General features: G+C 54.8%; 16 protein-coding genes. 2 read left to right on the forward strand and 14 right to left on the reverse strand.

Annotated elements, in window-relative coordinates:
* Positions 1 to 42: 42 nt before the first annotated feature.
* Genes mukB through cmoM form a run of 4 tightly spaced genes read right to left on the reverse strand, consistent with a single transcriptional unit; the run spans position 43 to position 7,304 of the window.
* Positions 43 to 4,494, reverse strand: coding sequence for a chromosome partition protein MukB (gene mukB / locus AC1RKC_RS05145; protein WP_493091971.1), 4,452 nt, complete (start codon positions 4,492 to 4,494; stop codon positions 43 to 45).
* Positions 4,491 to 5,219, reverse strand: a complete 729-nt coding sequence (gene mukE, locus AC1RKC_RS05150) for a chromosome partition protein MukE (RefSeq protein ID WP_041414390.1) — start codon at positions 5,217 to 5,219, stop codon at positions 4,491 to 4,493. Before mukE ends, mukB begins: the two co-directional genes overlap by 4 nt.
* Positions 5,200 to 6,522 carry a chromosome partition protein MukF gene (gene mukF, locus AC1RKC_RS05155; RefSeq protein ID WP_020826143.1) on the reverse strand — a complete coding sequence of 441 codons (1,323 nt, stop codon included), beginning with the start codon at positions 6,520 to 6,522 and terminating at the stop codon, positions 5,200 to 5,202. The genes mukE and mukF overlap by 20 nt, the downstream gene beginning before the upstream one ends.
* Positions 6,519 to 7,304, reverse strand: a complete 786-nt coding sequence (gene cmoM / locus AC1RKC_RS05160) for a tRNA uridine 5-oxyacetic acid(34) methyltransferase CmoM (RefSeq protein ID WP_020826142.1) — start codon at positions 7,302 to 7,304, stop codon at positions 6,519 to 6,521. The genes mukF and cmoM overlap by 4 nt, the downstream gene beginning before the upstream one ends.
* A gap of 151 nt (positions 7,305 to 7,455) precedes the next feature.
* On the opposite strand from cmoM, the gene elyC reads away from it, so the two are divergent.
* Positions 7,456 to 8,229: an envelope biogenesis factor ElyC gene (elyC, locus tag AC1RKC_RS05165; protein WP_427690751.1), complete on the forward strand. Its 774-nt coding sequence runs from the start codon at positions 7,456 to 7,458 to the stop codon at positions 8,227 to 8,229.
* Positions 8,230 to 8,235: 6 nt separating this feature from the next.
* On the opposite strand, the gene AC1RKC_RS05170 is transcribed toward elyC, so the two are convergent.
* The 6 genes from AC1RKC_RS05170 to cspE form a co-directional block, all read right to left on the reverse strand.
* Positions 8,236 to 9,132, reverse strand: a complete 897-nt coding sequence (locus AC1RKC_RS05170; RefSeq protein ID WP_020826140.1) for a YcbJ family phosphotransferase — start codon at positions 9,130 to 9,132, stop codon at positions 8,236 to 8,238.
* 149 nt (positions 9,133 to 9,281) lie between these two features.
* Positions 9,282 to 10,031, reverse strand: a complete 750-nt coding sequence (gene kdsB, locus AC1RKC_RS05175; RefSeq protein WP_020826139.1) for a 3-deoxy-manno-octulosonate cytidylyltransferase — start codon at positions 10,029 to 10,031, stop codon at positions 9,282 to 9,284.
* On the reverse strand, positions 10,028 to 10,210 hold the full coding sequence (locus tag AC1RKC_RS05180; protein ID WP_006320791.1) for a Trm112 family protein: 183 nt from the start codon (positions 10,208 to 10,210) through the stop codon (positions 10,028 to 10,030). Before AC1RKC_RS05180 ends, kdsB begins: the two co-directional genes overlap by 4 nt.
* 290 nt (positions 10,211 to 10,500) lie before the next feature.
* Positions 10,501 to 11,727, reverse strand: a complete 1,227-nt coding sequence (locus AC1RKC_RS05185; RefSeq protein WP_261159347.1) for a winged helix-turn-helix domain-containing protein — start codon at positions 11,725 to 11,727, stop codon at positions 10,501 to 10,503.
* Between the two features lie 110 nt (positions 11,728 to 11,837).
* Positions 11,838 to 12,059 carry a cold-shock protein gene (locus AC1RKC_RS05190; protein ID WP_006320799.1) on the reverse strand — a complete coding sequence of 74 codons (222 nt, stop codon included), beginning with the start codon at positions 12,057 to 12,059 and terminating at the stop codon, positions 11,838 to 11,840.
* Between the two features lie 221 nt (positions 12,060 to 12,280).
* Complete coding sequence (gene cspE / locus AC1RKC_RS05195; protein WP_020826136.1) at positions 12,281 to 12,490, reverse strand: transcription antiterminator/RNA stability regulator CspE; 210 nt, start codon at positions 12,488 to 12,490, stop codon at positions 12,281 to 12,283.
* A gap of 527 nt (positions 12,491 to 13,017) precedes the next feature.
* On the opposite strand from cspE, the gene hglS reads away from it, so the two are divergent.
* The gene (gene hglS, locus AC1RKC_RS05200; RefSeq protein ID WP_020826135.1) at positions 13,018 to 14,424 is read left to right on the forward strand and encodes a 2-oxoadipate dioxygenase/decarboxylase HglS; all 1,407 of its coding nucleotides are present in this window, start codon (positions 13,018 to 13,020) and stop codon (positions 14,422 to 14,424) included.
* Position 14,425: 1 nt separating this feature from the next.
* Here the strand turns inward: hglS and lpxK are convergent, their stop codons facing one another.
* From lpxK to ihfB, 4 genes are all read right to left on the reverse strand, one after another.
* On the reverse strand, positions 14,426 to 15,406 hold the full coding sequence (lpxK, locus tag AC1RKC_RS05205; RefSeq protein WP_116690813.1) for a tetraacyldisaccharide 4'-kinase: 981 nt from the start codon (positions 15,404 to 15,406) through the stop codon (positions 14,426 to 14,428).
* A complete protein-coding gene (msbA, locus tag AC1RKC_RS05210; protein ID WP_048761888.1) occupies positions 15,406 to 17,154 on the reverse strand; it encodes a lipid A ABC transporter ATP-binding protein/permease MsbA in 1,749 nt (582 codons plus the stop codon). The genes lpxK and msbA overlap by 1 nt, the downstream gene beginning before the upstream one ends.
* Before the next feature lie 35 nt (positions 17,155 to 17,189).
* Complete coding sequence (locus tag AC1RKC_RS05215; protein ID WP_493092258.1) at positions 17,190 to 19,490, reverse strand: ComEC family protein; 2,301 nt, start codon at positions 19,488 to 19,490, stop codon at positions 17,190 to 17,192.
* Between the two features lie 250 nt (positions 19,491 to 19,740).
* A complete protein-coding gene (gene ihfB, locus AC1RKC_RS05220) occupies positions 19,741 to 20,025 on the reverse strand; it encodes an integration host factor subunit beta (protein ID WP_004942652.1) in 285 nt (94 codons plus the stop codon).
* Positions 20,026 to 20,082: the final 57 nt, after the last annotated feature.

Genomic DNA, 20,082 nt, shown 5'->3' on the forward strand with positions numbered 1-20,082 from the left:
CCAGGGCGGCTATTTTCAGATTATTAGCGGGCTTTTTTGCGCTTACGGCGTTTCAGCCGCGGTGACACCCAGTGCCGCAGGCGGTTCGTTAGCGAAACCGCGCAGCCCCACAACGTGTACGTGTTCATGGTTCTGGAACACCTTACGCACCAGCTTATACGTGGTCCCTTTTTCCGGGCTGATGTTTTCCGGTGCGGCGATGATCAGCTGCATTTCCAGGCGATCGCACAACTCGAACAGGGTCGCGATGGATTTGGCATCCAGTCGAGCCGCTTCATCGAGGAACAGCAGACGGCATGGGGAGATATCTTTACCGCGCAGGCGGCGAGATTCTTCTTCCCAACTCTGTACCACCATCACCAGAATCGACATCCCGGTACCGATCGCTTCACCGGTAGACAACGCGCCGCTCTCGGCACGCAACCAGCCGTCGGAGCCGCGGAACACTTCCACTTCCAGCTCGAGGTAGTTACGGTAATCCAGCAGCTCTTCACCGATGGTCTGCGGCGTGCGCTGGCCCATATCAATCTGCGGATTCAGGCGCTGGTACAGCTTGGCCAGCGCTTCTGAGAAGGTCAGGCGGTTGCTGTTAAACAGATCCTGATGCTGTTCCTGCTGCTCAGAGAGCACGTCCAACATGGTCGCATGCGCTTCACGCACGTTGACGTTCAATCGCACGCTTTTCACCTGACCGAAGGAAACCGCCTGCAAGCCCTGGTTGAGCATGCGGATACGGTTCTGTTCGCGCTGGATGGTTTTGCGAATGATGTTGGCCACGCTCTTGGAGCTGATCGCCAGCTTCTGCTCACGGGCGGTCAGCTCTTCGGTCAGACGGCCCAGTTCGATCTCCATCTGTTCGATAGCCTCGACCGGGTCGTCGGTACGGATGATATCCTGACGAATACGCTCGCGCAAATGCTGGTACACCGCGATATAGAACTGGATCTTGCGTTCAGGACGCTTAGGATCTTCCGACAGACGCAGCACGTCACGCAGATGTTCGTTATCCGATACTGCCAGACGCAGCGCACCGAGCGCCTTATCCGACATCGAGCGCAGTTCGTCGCCGTCCATATAAGCCAGTTCGCGACGGTGCAGACGACGCTCAACTCCGTTGTCTTTCACCATGCGCATCACTGCGCACCAGCCCGCCTTGGCGGTCACCACCTGCTCACGCAACTGATGGTAATCACGCTCAAGCTTACGCAGTTTCTTCTGCAAGCCGTCCATTTCCGCTTCGCAGAAGGTCAGCTGTTTTTCCAACTGGTTACGGCGCGCGCGGTTGTTGCTCAGGCCGGCGTGCAGTTCATCACGACGTGCACGGGCACGGGCTTCAGCATTGGCATCCGCCTGTACGCCAATGTCGACCAGCTCCTGGCTCAGTTCTTTCAGCATGTCGCGCTTGGCGTCATACGAGCTTTTCAGCGACGCCAACACTTGGCTGTACTGAGTAAACTGGGTCTGATACTGACGTAACTGCTCGCGGGCACGGGTACGTTCCGCTTCCGCGTGCTCAAGACGTTGGCGCAGCTTGTCGTTCAAATCGTTGTTGGCGTTTTGCATACCGGCAGAGTCGGTATAACCGAAGTGCGCGCGGCGCTGTACCACTTCGATCAAGGCAAACGCCTGCTGTTTAGCCTGACGCTGTACGCTTTGCGCCTGGATGTAATCCTGCTGCAGCTGTTCATGTTGCTGCGGATCGCTCTGCAGCACCGACAGCAACGGCTCAAGCTTGGTCAGGGAAACGCCGTGCTGCTGAATATGACGCGCGGCATCCTGCGCCTCTTCCAGCTCTTCACGGATTTCTTCTACGCGATCCTGCAAGGTTTCATCGTTTAACAATGAGACCAACGGCATCAGGCGGTTAAGCGCGGAGATGCCTTCTTTCGCCTGCTCATATTGCTGGCGTTGCTGCTGGTTCTGCGCTTCATGGTTGTTCAGCGCGCGCTCTACTTCACCGCGACGGGAAGTGAGGCTGCGGATTTCCGCTTCCGGATCGGCGTCAAACGCCACCGCCAGATGAGAGCCGATGAAGCGGCTGAAGGCCTGATGCGAACGCTGGGTCTTTTGCACGTCGAATGACAGCGTGGCGTAACGCTCAGCCAGCGTTTCACGCTCGGCGTGCAGCACTTCCAGGCGGTTTTCGCGGGCAGCGCGACCAAACAGCGGCACTTCCGGATAACGGGAGTAACGCCATTGGCGATCGGCGGTTTTCACCAACACCGCTCTGTCCTGCTCTTCAACGGCGAACACGCTGTCATCGAATGACTGCGGATCCCCTTCGATCAGATAGAGATCTTCCGGACAATCTTCCAACCCTTCCAGCATTTCGCGGACCAGCGACAGATCCGGCACCACGATCGCGTGACGCGACGGGCCATACAATGCGGAGAAGTAAGGCGCATCGTCGATAGTGACATCGTCGTAAATTTCGGAGAGCAGCACGCCGCCAAAACGTTCGGCCAGCGTAACCAGGCGTTGGTCTTCGGCCCCGCCCGGCTGGCTGAGACGTTCGATCTGCGCTTCAACCGCACGCTTGCTGGCAGCCACTTCGTCACGCTCAACGGTGGTTTCACGTTCGCGCTCCAGCAGTTGCTGCATGTACTCAGTCACCTGCTGGCTGCTTTCCAGCGGTTCGCCACTCTGCTCGCTGAGCTGGCTCAGGGCATCCTGCGCCGCTAACCAGACAGGGGCGCGGGTGGTGAGCTCACGAATGCGTTGCTGAATTTGCTCCAGTTCCTGGCGCATTTCCATCCGGCGTTCGCCGGCCTCGCTGACGCTTTGCGACAGCGACTCCAGACGCTCTTCCAGCTCTTGTTGCAGAGCATCGAGTTCATCCGGCTGATACTGCTGACCATGCCGCTTGCAGAATTCCTGCAGCAGGCGTTCGGCATCCTGCTGGGAGCGCAGACGTTGTTCCAGCTCGCTCAGGCGCATGCGCAATGGCTGTACGCGTTCGGCAAGGTGTTGTTGCGATGGCCAGTCACGCAGCAATTCGCGCGCGCACTGCCAGGCTTCGCTGCGGCTGACCTGACCGGCGATTTTCCCCACCAGCTGATAAGCCTGTTCAAACTGACCGTGCGCGGCATCGGCCACGCTCAGTTTCTGCTCGAGCATCAGCAAGGCTTCCGTCGCCTCTTGCTCACGCGCCTGGAAAGTATCCAGCCACTGTTCGGCATTTTCGGCGGTCAGCTCCGGCAGTTGGCACAGTGCTCGCGCACGTTCCAACGCCTGCAACGCTTGCTGATATTGAATGGCGCGGGTCTGCTGCACGTCCAGCGCCTGCTGGTAGTCGGCGAGTTGGCTTTTCAGCTCATCCACTTCCAGTTCGGCCGCCTCGGCGCGCGCTTCGTTTTCCGCCTGCTGTTCGCTGGCCTCCGCCACCACTTCGTTCTGTTCTTCCAGACGGTAGGTCAGCTCTTCCAGATCGCCTTCATAGCGCTCGATCTTTTCCTGCTGACGCATCGCCGTCTGCACCAGGTTAAGGTGATCGCTGGCGGCCTGATAATCCGTTTCCAGATCGGATTCTGCGCCACTCTGCTCCGCCAGTTCGCGCGCCATTTCGACATGGCGATACTGCTCAGCAGCCAGCTGTTTGCGGCTGCCCAACAGATCGCTGCGCAATGCCAGCGCGCCGTCCAGATGAATACGCCGCTCATTGGCATGGCGCATATAGTCCGCCGCCACGTAGGAGGTGGCTTCTGAAATCAGGTGCTTGAACAGATCGCGATCGCTTTGGGTCACGCGGATCGCTTCCAGCGTCATGCGGTTTTCACGCAACGCCGCTTCCATGTCCTGGAAGGCCTTGCGCACGCCGCTGTTTTCCGGCAACAGATAGTCGCGCAATGAGCGGGTGATGGCGCTGGAAATACCGCCGTACAGTGAAGCTTCGATCAGACGATAGAACTTGCTGCGATCGGACGATGAACGCAAGCGTTTCGGGATCACGCCCAGATCGAACATTAATGAGTGGTAGTCGGTGATGGAGTTGAATTGCTTGAACTGCACGCCTTCCATCTCTTCAACCCGCTCTTTCAACTCCTGCAGTGTCAGCACGCGCGCCTGGCGCTCGCCCACCGTTTGGGTCAAAAGTTCGGTCGGCTGTACTGCCGTTGGCAGGCCCTGGATGGTGAATGGCTTGATGTCCACTTTACGGTCACGGCCGGCCACCTGTTGCAGGCGCACGCCCACCACGACACGCTGGTGGCGTGAGTTGATCACATCGAGAGTGGAATAACACACCCCGGCACGCAGCTTACCGTGCAGGCCCTTGTCGCGCGAGCCGCTGGTGGCGCCGGCTTCGGTGGTGTTACGAAAGTGCAACAGCGTCAAGTCGGGGATAAGCGCAGTGACGAAAGCCGCCATGGTGGTGGATTTCCCTGCCCCATTACCGCCGGACAGCGTGGTCACCAACTCATCGAGATCAAAGGTGCGGGCGAAGAAGCCGTTCCAGTTGACCAGCGTCAGCGAGCGAAATTTACCGCGTTCAATCATTCCTGTTCATCCTCTGCACTGTCCGGTGTGGTATCAAGCTGCGAATCTTCAGCATCGCTTTCATCAGTCAGCGACAGGCTGTTTTCAACCGGCATCGCTTCGCCGTCACGGATCATACGTAACTGTGCTTCACGTGGATCGTCACCGCTGCGCACATCGGCGCCAAAGCGGAACACCGCTTCGGTGATGCGGAACTTGCTGCTGTCATTGCCCATGAAGTAGATCATGCCCAGACGACGCAGGCGGTTCAGTGAAGTGCGCACTTTTTCGTGCAGCTTCTGGCGATCGAGATCCGAACCGGTAGAGCGCTGATTAACGAACTTCAGCAATTTGGTTTCGTCCGCCAGGCTCAGCAACTCGTCGTACAGCTCCTGATGACTGAAAATCCCCTCATGCGCCAGACGCTCCGGGCTGAGGTAGAGATAGCACAGGATTTTCCCCACCATCATGTCCAGCTCGGATAAAACCGAACGCGGGATCAGCGTAGTAGAGCGCGGACGCAGATAGAAGAACCCTTCCGGCGCGCGGATCAACTCCACGCTGTAGCGGGCGTAAAACTCTTCCAGTTCATCCTGGAAATCCATTAAGAAGGCGTGGTTGTCCAGCTCATCGATACCGATGTGACGACCTGCGCGCAGATGGCTGTCCAGCGCAGGGAACAGCGCGTTAGACAATGCCTTGGCCAGCTTGACTGGCATTACTTGTTCAATATTTGTCGATGACATGGGCCTGGACCTTGGCTCCGTAATCATTGATTGCCTGCCATTGTGCCGGCAACCCTGAAAAATCTGCTTCAGCCACACCAAGGCGCACTGCCTGGTCGACCACTATACGTGCCACATCGAAATGACGGGCACGCGGATATTGCGCCAGATAATCGCGCATCACCGCCCCTAAATTGAGCGGCATCTGTTGTTCCTGATAAATCTTCAATGCCTGTTCGATCATGGCCGCCAGTTGCTCGCGAATTTCGCTGAACTCCTCGAATTCCAGATCCGGCGGCAATTCCCCGGTCACTTCCTCGCTGCGCAAGGCCAGCTCTTCGTCACGCATATCCAGCAGGCGATCGGCGTTGGCATGGGTCAGTGTCCATGGGTTGTCGAAATAGTTCTGCACCGACTGACGCAAACGCTGGGCGAACACCCGGTTCTTGTCCATGTCGATCGCGGTACGGATAAATTTGTGCACGTGGCGGTCGTAGCCAATCCACAGGTCGATCGCCTGCTGGCCCCAACTGATGATGCGGTCGAGCTTGCTTTGCAAGTCGAACACCAGCTTATCGACGAAGCCAAGCTCCGCGCCACCCAGTGTAGCATCCTGAATGCGCAGCAGGTTGGCCTGCAGCTTGTCGCCTGCCGCCTCCAGAGTATCCTGCAGTTCACGCAGGGTGCCTGAGGTTTCGGACAGCAGCATCTCACAGCTGGAAATGGCTGCCCGCCAGTCCTGGTTCAGCAGCGCGGCGATATCATCTTTTACGCCCTGCTGCTGTTCATCCATCACCCGTTGGGTCATGTCGATGCTGTCGAAGATTTCCGCTACCGAATATTTCAGCGGGGCAAATACGTTGCGGTGCCAGTGGAAATCGTCACCGCCCTCTTCGGCGGCGTCGGCGGCGCGTTTCAGCTCCTGCGCCACGATCGACAGCTGCATCGACAGACGCAGCGTGGAGAATTCGCGCTGACGAATATAGTAATCGGTAATGCCGATCCCCAGCGGCGTCAAACGGTAAATTGCGTTACCGTCCGCCAGTTCGCTGGTGAAGCGGTTTAACAGGCGCTGGCGCACCATGTCGTTAATCGCATTGTTGGCGCGGACCGCCACCGTTTCATGCGTCTGTTCGAAACCCTTGCTGACATGGCGAAATGCATCAACCAGCTCACCTTCGCTCATCTCGCCGTCCAGCCGCTCGCCGTTCAATGTGGCGATAGCAAGCAAAAACGCGAGACGCTCCGTAGGGAGCGAAATAGAGAAATCATTTTTCCGTGCCCAGGCGACCAGTTCGGGTACTGTCTGGGAAAATTCACTCATAGTTCGTCCTTCAGGTTTGGTTTATGCGCCATGACGTGAATATAGCGCCCCAAACTCACGTACGGCTCCTGCCGGCAATAGTGCTGTTCAAGCGCCAGTAACTCTTCAAATTTTTGCGTCTGTAACTGCCTGCTTTGCAGGTAATCGTGGAACACCCGCACGCCGGTTTTCCCGCTGATGCGCATGCCCAATTGTTCCAGCCAGCCGTATACCTGCGGCGGACTATGTGGATATTGCGGTGATAACGAACGCTTTCTGCGCCTTCTGACCTCGGGGTTCACCAGTTGGAAATTACCCAACACCACGTTACGCATCAAGAGGCCATTGGCATTAAAGAACATCAATGACAGCGCGCCACCTGGCAGCAGGCAGTCGAACAACGCCCGCAGTGCCGCTTCAGGTTCGGCAATCCATTCAAGCACAGCATGAAACAATACCAGATCAACCGGCTGTTCCAAATGTTGGCCAATATCCTGTGCTGAACTTTGTATGAATTGCATGTTCTGGCTCACACCTTTCTGCTCAGCCAGTAATGCGGCGCGTTGGATCATCTCACCAGAAAGATCGCACAACAACACCTGATGTCCTAATTCTGCCAATTGGCAGGCCATATGGCCTTCGCCGCCGCCGGCATCCAGAATGCGCAGCGGCCGCTGCGGCAACTGGGCCAACAGCGTGGTCAGATCCTGCCAGACTACCGCCTGACGGATTTTCCCTTTGGTGGTGCCGTAAATATTACGCGCAAACTTTTCAGCAATATCGTCAAAATTGCGATCCTGCATGGACAACGGCTCCGCTGATCTTATTCTGTTGGGGGCAAAGCGCCAGCCCATTCAAACCTGCTATTTTGGCACAGACTGGCTTAGAATGAATCTTCTTGCGGCCTGAATGTGCCCGGATGTCGTTTTTTCGCCCAAAAGGACCTGATTTTTGATGCTGTTTAACCTGAAAAAGTTCATTGGCGCCATTTTAATGCCGTTACCTGCGCTGCTGCTGTTGATGGGACTGGCGCTGTTGCTGCTGTGGTTCACCCGTTGGCAAAAAAGCGGCAGGGTCATTTTGACGGTGAGCTGGCTGTTTTTACTGCTTTTCAGCCTGCAGCCGGTGGCCGACAGGCTGCTACGCCCAATCGAATCGGAGTATGTCACCTATCGCGGCACTGACCCGGTAAAGTATATCGTGGTGCTGGGGGGCGGCTATACCTTTAATCCCGATTGGGCCCCCAGTTCCAACCTGATCGGTAACAGCCTGCCACGCGTCACGGAAGGCGTGCGCCTGTATCTCGCGCATCCCGGCGCAAAAATGGTGTTCACCGGAGCCGGAGGCCCCAATACTCTGAGTAACGCGGCGACGGCGGCGAAGGTAGCGGAAAGCCTGGGAGTGCCAGGCAGCGACATGGTGCTGTTGGATCGCCCGATGGATACCGAGCAAGAGGCGTTGCAGGTGTCGAAGCTGGTCGGGCAACAGCCCTTTATTCTGGTGACCTCGGCTAACCATTTGCCAAGGGCGATGCGCTTCTTTGAAGCCAAGGGGCTGCACCCTATTCCGGCACCGGCCAACCAATTGGCCATCAGCTCACGTTTGAATATCTGGGATCGCGTGGTGCCATCGGCTATGTTCCTTGGCCACAGCGAACGTGCCTGGTATGAAACGCTCGGCAGCCTATGGCAACGGCTTAAAGGGGCCGATGAGGTTTCTGTCGACTAAACAAGCTTAACCGGCAAGCCAGGGCAGCAGCTGTTTGGAAGCATAATCAAACGGTTGCCGATCCAGCTTGCCGGTATGAATCAACCGCCCCACCGCCTCCCACACCACATACAACCAGCGCCGCACCAGGAAAGATTCCGCCACCGGCGCACGTTGCAAATAATAAAACAGCAACTGACTGGGCATTCCTGCCTCACACAGCCTGAAAAGCTCATATTCCCGTGGCGCCCACAGCATCATTCCAGGGTTCAACATCGCCAGTAATTGATCGCTTTTGGGGTCTTTTAACATACTGCGTAGCGACAAGTTGCCGTGCACCAGCACGCAGGGATCGTCGAATCCGACAAAAAAATGGGTCAATGCTTCACGTGTGCGATACAGCAAGCGACGGTCTGCCATCGTCAGCTGCGGCGAATTAAGGTTGCTGACCGTTGACCACAGCACTTCCACCCGCTGTTGATACCAGCAGAACCAGTCGTTTTCCTGAGTGCTGTCGACCGTGCCGACACAGCCGTGGCTGTCGATACGGTGCCAGGCTAATACGCCGTCGACCACCTGTTCCATCAACGAATTCCAGCGATCCGGTGTGCGCGTCGGCGCTTCTGCGGATACGCCCCGCAAACGTTCTATCAGCAAGATCTCTTTATAGGGTGATTGCTGGGTATAGACCACGCCATACACCGTCGGCAAACGAATATCGCCTTCGCGCGCCAGCATCGACAGCTTATAGGCCTCCTGCTGGGCAATCCCTTGGCAGACAAAGCTTTTCGCCATCAGCGGAATAGCGTGCCCCTGTTGGTCGTACAGTGAATACATGTGTGCATAAGGCTGCTCGCTGACGCGTTCCAGTCGGCTGATAGACTCACCCAGCACAATACTCAGTTCAGCGCGTAACTGCTCCATAAGGAAATAGCCTCAAGAGATAGGAAGAGACGCAGCTATCATCGAACGCTAAGCAGATAAATTCTTCAACGCAGATCAACAAAATGGGGATATAAGAAGGGAAATGATAATACCGCCGGCGTGCCGTGTGGCGCACCGGCGTTCAATGATCAGCTTTTCATGCTGTCACGGACACGCTGCAAGTCTTCCGGCGTATCAACCCCCACGCTCGGCATTGCCTTGGCAACCGCCACGTGGATTTTTTCGCCGTACCACAGCACCCGCAACTGCTCCAGCAACTCAATTTGTTCCAGTTGGCTTGGCGCCCAGGTGACATAACGGCGTACAAAGCCGGCGCGATAGGCGTAAATGCCGATATGCCGCAACAGGCTGTCGCCGATGCTCTCTTTGGATTGGGCGAAACGTTCACGATCCCACGGAATGGTGGCGCGCGAAAAGTAGAGCGCATAGCCCTGCGCATCCATAACCACCTTAACTGCATTGGGGTTGAAGGCTTCTTCCGCACTGTCGATCGGCACTGCCAAGGTAGCCATACCAGCCTGGCTGCCCGCCAGGTTTTCAGCCACCTGCCGTACTATGACCGGAGGGATAAGAGGTTCGTCACCCTGAACGTTAACGATGATTTCGTCATCATTAAAGCCATAATGCTCGATCACTTCAGCCAAACGTTCGGTGCCCGAATTGTGATCGGCCCGGGTCATGCAAACTTCACCACCGGCCGCTTTCACCGCTTCGGCGACGGCTGGGTGGTCGGTCGCCACAATAACGCGGCTGGCACCGGACTCGCGCGCACGTTCCATGACGTGCACCACCATCGGCTTACCGTGAATATCGGCCAGTGGTTTCCCAGGCAAACGGGTTGAAGCATAACGAGCTGGAATAATAGCGATGAAACTCATGCGTGTTTCTCATCCAATGAAAGCGCCCGCGCCTCATTTTCCAGCAGAACCGGAATGCCATCACGCAGCGGGTAGGCCAGGCCATCCACTTTACACACCAGTTCCTGGTTTTCTTTGTTGAAATAGAGCTTACCGTTGCAGACCGGACAGGCAACGATTTCGAGTAAACGGTGGTCCATGCATCCTCCAGGGTGGAGATCTTACGTAAGGAAAGTGGATGAGGATAGCACAACGCTATGCGCCAGGTTAATCACCGGCTGCCTTGCTGTTGCGTTTTAATCTGCTGCAGGGATTGAACTGGCAATGGCACAGGCGTAGAATTTTGTGACTCAGATCACAAAAAGATATTTCTCATGATCAAACGTATTCATAAGATCATCGCCATGTTTGCCAACTTCAGCAACTGAGGCCACCCCCTTGTAACGAGCGGCGCTGGAATTCGTTTTACCCACGCCGACAACGCCGTTCGTTATTCCACTTCCCAACCCTCGCGCCATTCGGTCGCCAGCGGTGCCGGAATATCACCCAAAATAACCTGATTTGCACCGTGCCATTTTGCACTACGGGTGATGGCTTGCCGAATGTCCTGCATACGCTGTTTACCAAAGCGAACCTTGGTCTGCGGATGGAAACTGATGATTTCAAATATACCCTGCCGACGATGCATTTTTGCATCAATGCGACCAATCAGTTCTCCACGTTGCAACACGGGAAGGGTGAAATAGCCATACTGCCGTTTTTCTTTTGGCGTGTAACACTCCAACCGGTAATCGAAATCGAACAACTCCAGGGCGCGGCGGCGATCCCAAACCACTGGATCGAAGGGAGAAAGCAGAGTGGTTACGCTTGATTTCAGCTTTCCTTGCTCCGCCAGGCGCAGTTCTGCGGCCAGCGAATGGTGTACGTAAAATTCCCCGTCCAATCCGTCGATCAACACCGGCAGCACTTCCCCCTGCTGCTGTAACCCGGCCAAGAGTGCCTTCGGCGCTACTCGCTTCAGTCGGTAGTAATCTGCCAGCCATTCAGCCTTGAATATCCCCAGGAAGCGACAGGTACGCGTCAGCATCTCATGCCGCGCATGATCGGCCGCCAGCCCGTGTCGACTATCATCCCAATGGGGCATTAGCCTTTCCGTAAGATCATAAACGCGGTGGAAGTTGCGTCGCTCAGCCACCATAAGTTTGCCGGCGGTAAACAGGATCTCGAGATGCCGCTTTTCCGGCTTCCAATCCCACCAACCGCTGTTACCTTTCTTCTCGGCGCTAAAATCCGCCGAACGTACGGGGCCAGTGGCTTCAATATGTTGCAGCAGTGCATCAATTGCGGTGCGATGGTCCTGCATCCACTCTTCGGAATACTTCCAGCCCATACCCTGCGGCTGCAGCATACGATGTCGCAGCAGGCCAAAATCTTCAATGGGTAAAAAGCAGGCTTCATGTGCCCAGTACTCGAACAACTGTCTACCGGCCAGCGCCTGTTCCAGCCATTCGGGCTGATAATCGCCCAAGCGGCTGAACAGCACCAAATAGGGGCTGCGAGCGACAACGCTGATGGTGTCTATTTGCAGGAGGCCCATACGCTGAATGGCGGCAACCACATCGTCGGGCTTGGCTTTACGTTTTATCGGGGTTAACAACCCCTGTGCGGCAAGGTGGAGCGCACGGGCGGCAGTAAGAGAAATAACGGGGGTGTTCATCCTGATATCCGAAGTGATTAAGCAATCGCTTGATAATAGTGGATATCGGGGAATTTATCTTCGCCAGTGCTTGGGGTGGCGGCACCGGCACTGGCGAGGAAGGGGGTGGGTCAGAACGCGATAACGTCTGCCGCTGACAGCCCGTGGGAGCTGCGATAGATCGAGAACTCGACGTTCTGACCTTCGTTCAATGATTTATTTTTAGTATTGGCGATAGAACGACGGCTTACATAGATTTCGTCGCTACCGTCTACCGGTGAAATAAAACCATAGCCTGCGGCCTGATCAAACCATTTCACACGGCCCATTTGTAACACAGTATTTTTAAACATAACTTATATCCTTTTACTTGAGCATCCTTAACAACGTCATTTTTATTATTGTTGGACGCTACCAGCCCATCCTAAAGTTTTTCGTAACAAACCTCTCGTGAGCAAAAAATAAAAAACCCGCACTACGGCGGGCTTGTTGAACTTAATATCTTCCGCAATGAATCAGCAATAACGCATCATCATGGTTGTATTAAGATCGTTTTACGCTATTCCCTGTTTTATTACAGAGCAACAACGTTGGCGGCAGCCGGCCCGCGCGGGCTGTCCTGGATGGTATACTCAACACGCTGGCCTTCAGCCAGAGTTTTGAAACCGTCGGTCGCGATTGCAGAGAAATGTACGAATACATCTTTTCCACCGTCGTTCTGTTCAATAAAACCAAAACCTTTGCTTTCGTTGAACCACTTCACCTGACCAGTCTTCTTAGACATTACACATTTACCTTTTAAATATATATACAAAACCTGCCATAAGGCAATTTAGGCCGTTTTTAGAAACATTACTTATGGGAGGTACTTAGAAGGTTCGTCTTTGAAGCGGAATCAGATGATAACGTTTTTGGAGGAACTGCTTAACTCTATACTCGAACATAAATAGGTCTGTATCACAGGCCGACTTGCATTTACTCATAAATCTATTCTTTGCACAAGAGGTTTATTGCCTTATTTTTATCATTACTTCGAATTTGTTTTTATGTCTATGATTGTGCATGAGTTAATTTATCTTTTTTTATGTAAAAATCTTGGCGTTATTGCCTTCTGGACGGCCAATGTTACCGCCCTGTGCTGTTCAAATGAGAGCTAACGCATAAAAATCTAATATGCTTGCCCAAGCTATAACAAAACCCATTCGACATGGCTAAACTTGAGGTGAAAACAAGGCAGATGGCCTTTCAGCCAGCACTTATGCCGTCAAAAATATAATTTTTCAGATTATACTGAATCAAGGAGCTATGCGCATGACCGCCCAGCAGTTCGTCTCACCGAATGAAATCCGCGCCAGATTCTCCCACGCCATGTCAGAGATGTACCAAAAAGAGGTACCTCTGTACGGCGATTTGCTCGAACTGGTGGCGGAAACTAACAGACAGGTCCTGCGCGAAGATGCCGCATTGGCTCATCAATTACAAATTACCGGCGAAATCGAACGACTGGCCATGGAGCGTCACGGCGCTATCCGGGTGGGAACTGAGCAAGAACTGGCGACCCTGCGGCGGCTGTTTAATGTTATGGGCATGTCCCCGGTCGGTTATTACGATCTGGCCGTGGCAGGCGTTCCGGTCCACTCCACCGCATTTCGTGCGGTGCATGAAGACGCGCTGCAAATCAGCCCCTTTCGCGTGTTCACTTCGCTCTTGCGACTAGAGCTGATTGATAATCCGGAACTACGTCAACTGGCGCAACAACTGTTGGCGCGTCGTAGAATATTTACCGAGCGCGCACTGGAGCTGATCGCCTTACAAGAAGCCCAGGGAGGGTTGGACGAGAACCAGGCCGACGAATTTGTCGAGCAAGCGCTGGAAACCTTCCGTTGGCACAGCCGGGCGACGGTCAGCGCAGCCGAATATCAGCAGTTGCACGACCAACACCGTTTGATTGCTGACGTGGTCGCGTTCAAAGGCCCGCACATTAACCACCTGACGCCGCGCACCCTTAATATCGACCTGGTTCAACAGGCAATGCCTGGCCGGGGAATCACTCCCAAAGCGGTGATTGAAGGGCCACCGCCGCGTCGCCGCCCTATCCTGCTGCGCCAAACCAGCTTTAAAGCGCTGGAGGAAAACGTCGATTTCGTTGAGCATGACGGCAGCGCCGTTCACGGGCACCATACTGCCCGCTTCGGTGAAATAGAACAGCGCGGCGTTGCGTTGACGACGAAAGGCCGCGCACTCTACGATCGTCTGCTGCAGGCTACCAACGATGCACTGCAGGCACCGCCCAACGAGAAAAACGCAGATCGCTACAATCAACTGCTGGCGCAAAACTTTCAGGCGTTTCCGGATGATTATGCCACCCTGCGAGAGCAGCAGTTGGCCTGGTTCCGCTATTTCCCGACCGAATGCGGGCTGGCAGCCAAAGACTCATTGGATCAGCACAGCACGCTGGAACAGTTGATTGCCAAGGAATATATCCGCTTCCAGCCATTGGTGTATGAAGATTTCTTGCCGGTCAGTGCCGCGGGTATTTTTCAGTCGAATCTCGGCGATACCAGCCATGCGCAATACAACGCAACGTCAAGCAAAGCGGCGTTTGAACTGGCTTTGGGAGCCGAGGTGATCGATGAGCTATCGCTGTATCAGCAAACACAGCAGCGCTCGATAGACGCCTGCGCGCAAGCCTTGGGGCTGCACGCGCTAGCGGTTTGAATTATTGCTTCAGCAGGGCTTCGATGTTTTGCAGCAGTTGCTCAGCCTGATCGGGGGGAAGTACCGCATCAACCGGTAAATACCACCAGTTAGGCTGGGCAAAGGCCCGGCATTTGACCGCATCTTTTTCAGTCATCAGCAGCGTTTGTCCAGGAGTTACCAGCGCCGCCAGCGGGTCATGTTGGTATTCCTGATGATCGGCAAACGCCACTTCTCTTTCAACGTCCACACCCAGCTTTTCCAGCGTGGCGAAGAAGCGCGGCGGATGGCCAATGCCGGCCATCGCCACCACATGCAGCAATTCAACCGCGGGCCGGCGTTCGCCAGTGGCAACATTCACCGCTTCGCGCGCCTGCAATCGCATGGCAATTTCACCCGGTTGCGCCACGCCACCGTTGGTGATCAATGCATCAACGCTGTTCAAACGCGAAACGCGTTCGCGCATCGGGCCCGCAGGCAACCACCAACCATTACCGAAGCGGCGTACACCATCAATCACGACCAATTCAAAATCGCGCTGTAAGGCGTAATGCTGCAAACCGTCATCGGTAATCACAATATCAAGTCGGTGCTGCTTAAGCAGCGCCTGAACCGCTTCGGCACGGTTCGGCGAGATGGCAACCGGCGCGGCGGTACGTTGATATATCAGAACCGGCTCATCCCCGGCCTGCCGGGTAGTAGTACTCGCATTGAGTAACAGCGGATACGCCTCTGCTTTACCGCCATAACCGCGCGAAACGACACCCACCCGGTAACCACGCTGCTGCAACTGCTCCACCAGCCAGATCACCATCGGGGTTTTGCCATTGCCGCCAGCGGTGAGATTTCCCACCACTACTACCGGTACCGGCGCACGCCAGCTTTTACGCAGGCCGCAACGGTAGCTGAGCCGAATCAGTCCGCTGACCAGGCCATACAGCCAGGACAGCGGTAATAACAGCAAATAAACCAGCGAACTGCCTGACCAGATGCGTTCGATCATTATTGACCAAACTGCATACGGTGCAGCTGGGCATAGGCGCCCTGCTTTTCGATCAATACGGCATGCTCGCCACGCTCGACGATACGGCCATCCTCAACCACCAGGATTTCATCGGCTTTCTCAATCGTCGACAGACGGTGCGCAATCACTAATGAAGTACGGTTTTTCTGCAACTCATCCAACGCGGCCTGAATAGCACGCTCTGATTCGGTGTCCAGTGCCGAGGTGGCTTCATCGAGGATCAGAATCGGGCAATCGCGCAGCAAGGCACGGGCGATGGCGATACGCTGGCGCTGACCGCCGGAAAGCATTACGCCATTCTCGCCAATTACCGTATCCAGACCATTGTCCATTTTCTCAATGAAATCCATGGCATAAGCCATGCGCGCGGCCTTCTCTATCTCTTCGCGGGTATAGCGTTCCTCACGCGCGTAAGCGATGTTGTTGGCGATGGTGTCATTGAATAAATGCACATTTTGCGAAACTAGGGCTACCTGATCGCGCAACGACGCAAGCGTGTATTCGCGCAGATCGTGACCATCCATCAGGATCTCGCCTTCCTGAACGTCATAGAATCGGGTCAGCAAATTGGCGATGGTCGACTTGCCCGATCCTGAACGGCCCACCAACGCCACCGTTTTACCTTCTGAAATGCTCAGATTGATATCACGCAGCGCTGGGGTTTCTTTGCCTGGATAGTAGAAAGTAACATTGCGGAATTCGATGTCGCCTTTCGCACGAGTCACTTCGCGGGTACCGGTGTCTTTTTCCTGCTCCATGTCCAGAATCGAGAACAAGGTCTGGCACGCGGCCATCCCACGCTGGAACTGCGCGTTGACGTTAGTCAGTGACTTCAGCGGACGCATCAGAGCGATCATCGAAGAGAACACCACGGTGATGGTACCCGCAGTCAGGGTTTCCATCACGCTTGGGAAGCTGGCGGCATACAGCACAAAGGCCAACGCCAACGAAGCGATCAACTGAATGATAGGGTCAGAGATTGAGGAAGCTGAAACTAACTTCATACCCTGTTGACGCATGCGATTGCTGACCGAATTGAAGCGATCGGTTTCAACCTGCTGGCCGCCAAAAATCAGAACTTCCTTGTGGCCCTTCAGCATTTGCTCGGCGCTGGTCGTCACCTGCCCCATGGTGTTCTGCATGTTTTTACTGATATTACGGAAGCGCTTGGAAACGATGCGGATCGCAATAGAGACAATAGGAGCCAGGACGATCAGGATCACCGAAAGCTGCCAGCTGTAATAGAACATCATGGTGAACAGCGCGATGATCGACGCCCCTTCACGCACCACGGTCACCAGTGCACTGGACGAGGATGAAGCGACCTGCTCGGAATCATAAGTGATGCGAGACAGTAATGTACCGGTAGATTGCTGGTCGAAGAAGGACACCGGCATTCTCATCATGTGGCCAAACAGACGACGACGCATGTGCATCACCACCATGCCGGAAACCCATGAAATGCAATAGCTGGAAACAAAGCCCGTCGCCCCGCGCACCACCATGAGGCCAATAACGGCCAATGGCATCCACAGCAGGATACTGCTTTCCGTTTTCCCAAAACCGTCATCCAATAAAGGTTTAAGCAAAGACAGCATAAAGGCGTCGCTGGCTGCGTTCATTACCAACGCAATGGCGGCCACGATCAGCCCGGTCTTAAAAGGTGTGATCATCGGCCAGAGGCGACGGAAAGTCTGCCAGGTGGAGAGATCTTTATCATTCATCATGCAAATACCAGCATCGGAAGAAATAGCGGCCCATTTTACTCATTATCACCCTCTACGCCAAACCGCTGATGGTACCAACGGGGCATTATTTGTTCACGAAAGCCTTTAATTTGCCAATCGTTGTCGAAAAAAAGTACGGATAACTGACCGGAGCGCGATGTATCGCGCCATATGATGCCATTTTCCCGATATCTGGCGACGACTTTAACCGCAGGTAATCGCCATTTATTGTAACGCGATGCGGAAGCTATTGCCGCCTCCGGCGCTACAGCACGTAAAAATGGCGGAGTGGATGACGTTTTACTGCCATGGTGAGGAACCTGTAATATCGTCGAACGCAACAAATGGCGCTGATGCCGTACCAGCTGTGCTTCCGACCTTTTTTCCGCATCACCGGTCAGCAACAGGCTGTATTTGCCATCATCGATACGGATGACGCACGAGTCGTCATTTCCCGCGGTCTTTACTGCTTTCGGTGGCCACAGCACCTGGAATTGCAGCGATTGCCATTGCCAACTTTCCCCCGCGACGCAGGGTAAGTGGCCAGCGCCAAGCCGAGGACTTCTCACCGTCGCCAGCGGGAATGCCTGCTGCAATTCCTCAAGACCACCGATATGGTCCAAATGATCGTGGCTAATGACGATTTGATCCACCGGCAGCCCACGCCATTTAAGAAAGGGGACGATATTGCGCGTGGCCGCACTGCCCGTCTCCCAACGGGGTCCAGTATCGTACAATATCGCCCGGCCATTCTTTTCAACCACCATGGCCAAGCCATGACCAATATCGAGCATATCTACGCGCCAGCGATATGACGGGGCTTTCTCCCGCCACAGCAGGCAGCACACTGCCAGCGTTACCAGCACCGAGACATAGCGCAGCCACCAATGAAAGCGCCAGAAAATCACCATCAACCAGCCCATAATGCTGACAACCAGCGATGCTGCGCCAAGGTCAAGCCACCCGTTCTGCAGGTAGTGTAATGGGGTGAAAACCCACGCCAGCGTGAGGTCTGCTGCCCACCACAACCCGGTACTCAACGGAGGGAAAATCCCCAGTACCACGGCGAGAAGTATCAGCGGAACCGTCACCAGGGAAACCAAGGGTACGGCCCAAAGATTGGCCGGTATTGAGGTCATACTGAGGCCAAGAAACAAGCCTGCTTGCATCGGCACCAGCAACAAAGTGATACCAAACTGAATATGCAGCCAACGCAGCGGTGCCCAATACCACCCCACGCGAAAACGGGAACTGAGGGGGACCCATTCAAACCAAAATATCAGGCATAACACCGCCATCGCCGAGAGCCAAAAGCTGTCGGACAACACCGCCAGCGGATCGCAAATCAGTATCAAGCCGATACACCACAACCAAACTTGCCAAGAGGAACAATGAATGCCCCGTATGCGTAGCAGCATCCAGAGGGTCAACGCCAGGCCGGTTCTTACCGCCGGTGGGTGTGCACCAGCCAACCAGATATAACCCAATGCACCGAGCCAACTGATCACCAGAGGGAAACGGTAACCAATCCTATGGGCAGGCAACAAAACTTGTATCACCCGCAGCAAAGACCAAATCAAAATGGCCACCATCGCCACATGTAACCCTGAAATGGCCATCAGGTGAGCAATACCAGTTTTTAACATCAGCGAACGCAACCCCGGCTCAAGCGCCCCTCGCTCACCAAAGGCCAAAGCCAGTAAGACGGCCTGATAACGAACCGTACCAATATTGTTTTCAGCATGGCGGATAATACGCTGTCGCCAGCTACAGGCGGGATCCAAAAGTGTGGCGCTCTTTACCTGTGCCGTTAATGGTTGACGCTGCGAGATAGCCCAACGTTGGCTGTCGAAGCCCCCTTCATTTAAATTGCCGTGTACAGGCCGCAGGCGCAGTTGCATCTGCCAGCGCTGTCCGGCGCACAAAGGTTGCTCTTTGGGTTGCCACAGTGTGGAAAAGGCAATGGATGGCACCAACCACCTGCCATTAATCTGTTCTATATGCATTACCGTCTGCTTGCGTGCCGTAGCCGCAAGCGCAATGCTGCTAACCTTGACCACGGCATGCACTACAGGCCCCTGGCTCAGGCGGTTGATTTGATCGACCAGGTTTCCGGCAGTGAATACCGCCCACAGAAAGCCTAAAGCCCCCCATGCCATAAATCGGCATAGGGCCCCCCTGCGCCACAGGTAACAACAGATGGGCAAAATGACGCATAGCATTATTCGTGCGTCAGGCAGGTGCGGCATGAAAAGCAGGGGCAGAGTGCCGCAGATAATCGCGATGGTCGCCAAATCCAGCGAGGTCTTGATAGGGTTTCTCCCGGTTTGGGGCAGCTATTCAAGCCGCCAACATCACGGGATTGTTCACATCAAGACCAGGTTCCACCAGCCATAATCTAACAACGTGCGCGAGGCACCGCACAATAACGATGACCGTTACCTTCAGGGGCAACATGTTGCGACGTGGCAAGCAGAAAAGTGCAGAATCAACCGGTCAATCTCAGCGTTCAGGCCAAAAAAAACGGCGCCCTGGGGGCGCCGTTTTATATTTCAGTACAAGCAACAACTCTATGGAAGTCAGTGACTAACCATAGATATTGGCGCGGTCACGCAGCTCTTTTCCTGGCTTGAAGTGAGGAACGTACTTGCCGTCCAGCTCAACTTTATCACCAGTTTTCGGGTTGCGACCCACACGCGGAGCACGGTAGTGAAGAGAAAAACTGCCGAATCCGCGGATCTCAATGCGTTCACCATCGGCTAACGTAGCAGCCATATGTTCTAGCATCTCTTTCACTGCATCCTCAACGGCTTTCGCCGGTACATGAGATTGCTGGCCAGCAAGTCTTTCAATAAGTTCAGACTTGGTCATAGTTCCTCCAAGCTTTGCAGCTAAACTACCGTATCGGGGCGATTAAAAAACCGCCCC

The organism is Serratia sp. GW822-FHT06E05, from assembly GCF_058799445.1.

Coding starts and splice junctions, on each gene's coding strand:
- hglS (WP_020826135.1), top strand. CDS start 13,018: ATGACCGCCCAGCAGTTCGTCTCACCGAATGAAATCCGCGCCAGATTC.
- AC1RKC_RS05170 (WP_020826140.1), bottom strand. CDS start 9,132: ATGGAGCAGTTACGCGCTGAACTGAGTATTGTGCTGGGTGAGTCTATC.
- AC1RKC_RS05180 (WP_006320791.1), bottom strand. CDS start 10,210: ATGGACCACCGTTTACTCGAAATCGTTGCCTGTCCGGTCTGCAACGGT.
- mukB (WP_493091971.1), bottom strand. CDS start 4,494: ATGATTGAACGCGGTAAATTTCGCTCGCTGACGCTGGTCAACTGGAAC.
- AC1RKC_RS05190 (WP_006320799.1), bottom strand. CDS start 12,059: ATGTTTAAAAATACTGTGTTACAAATGGGCCGTGTGAAATGGTTTGAT.
- cmoM (WP_020826142.1), bottom strand. CDS start 7,304: ATGCAGGATCGCAATTTTGACGATATTGCTGAAAAGTTTGCGCGTAAT.
- mukE (WP_041414390.1), bottom strand. CDS start 5,219: ATGTCATCGACAAATATTGAACAAGTAATGCCAGTCAAGCTGGCCAAG.
- kdsB (WP_020826139.1), bottom strand. CDS start 10,031: ATGAGTTTCATCGCTATTATTCCAGCTCGTTATGCTTCAACCCGTTTG.
- msbA (WP_048761888.1), bottom strand. CDS start 17,154: ATGATGAATGATAAAGATCTCTCCACCTGGCAGACTTTCCGTCGCCTC.
- mukF (WP_020826143.1), bottom strand. CDS start 6,522: ATGAGTGAATTTTCCCAGACAGTACCCGAACTGGTCGCCTGGGCACGG.
- cspE (WP_020826136.1), bottom strand. CDS start 12,490: ATGTCTAAGAAGACTGGTCAGGTGAAGTGGTTCAACGAAAGCAAAGGT.
- ihfB (WP_004942652.1), bottom strand. CDS start 20,025: ATGACCAAGTCTGAACTTATTGAAAGACTTGCTGGCCAGCAATCTCAT.
- AC1RKC_RS05185 (WP_261159347.1), bottom strand. CDS start 11,727: ATGAACACCCCCGTTATTTCTCTTACTGCCGCCCGTGCGCTCCACCTT.
- elyC (WP_427690751.1), top strand. CDS start 7,456: ATGCTGTTTAACCTGAAAAAGTTCATTGGCGCCATTTTAATGCCGTTA.
- lpxK (WP_116690813.1), bottom strand. CDS start 15,406: ATGATCGAACGCATCTGGTCAGGCAGTTCGCTGGTTTATTTGCTGTTA.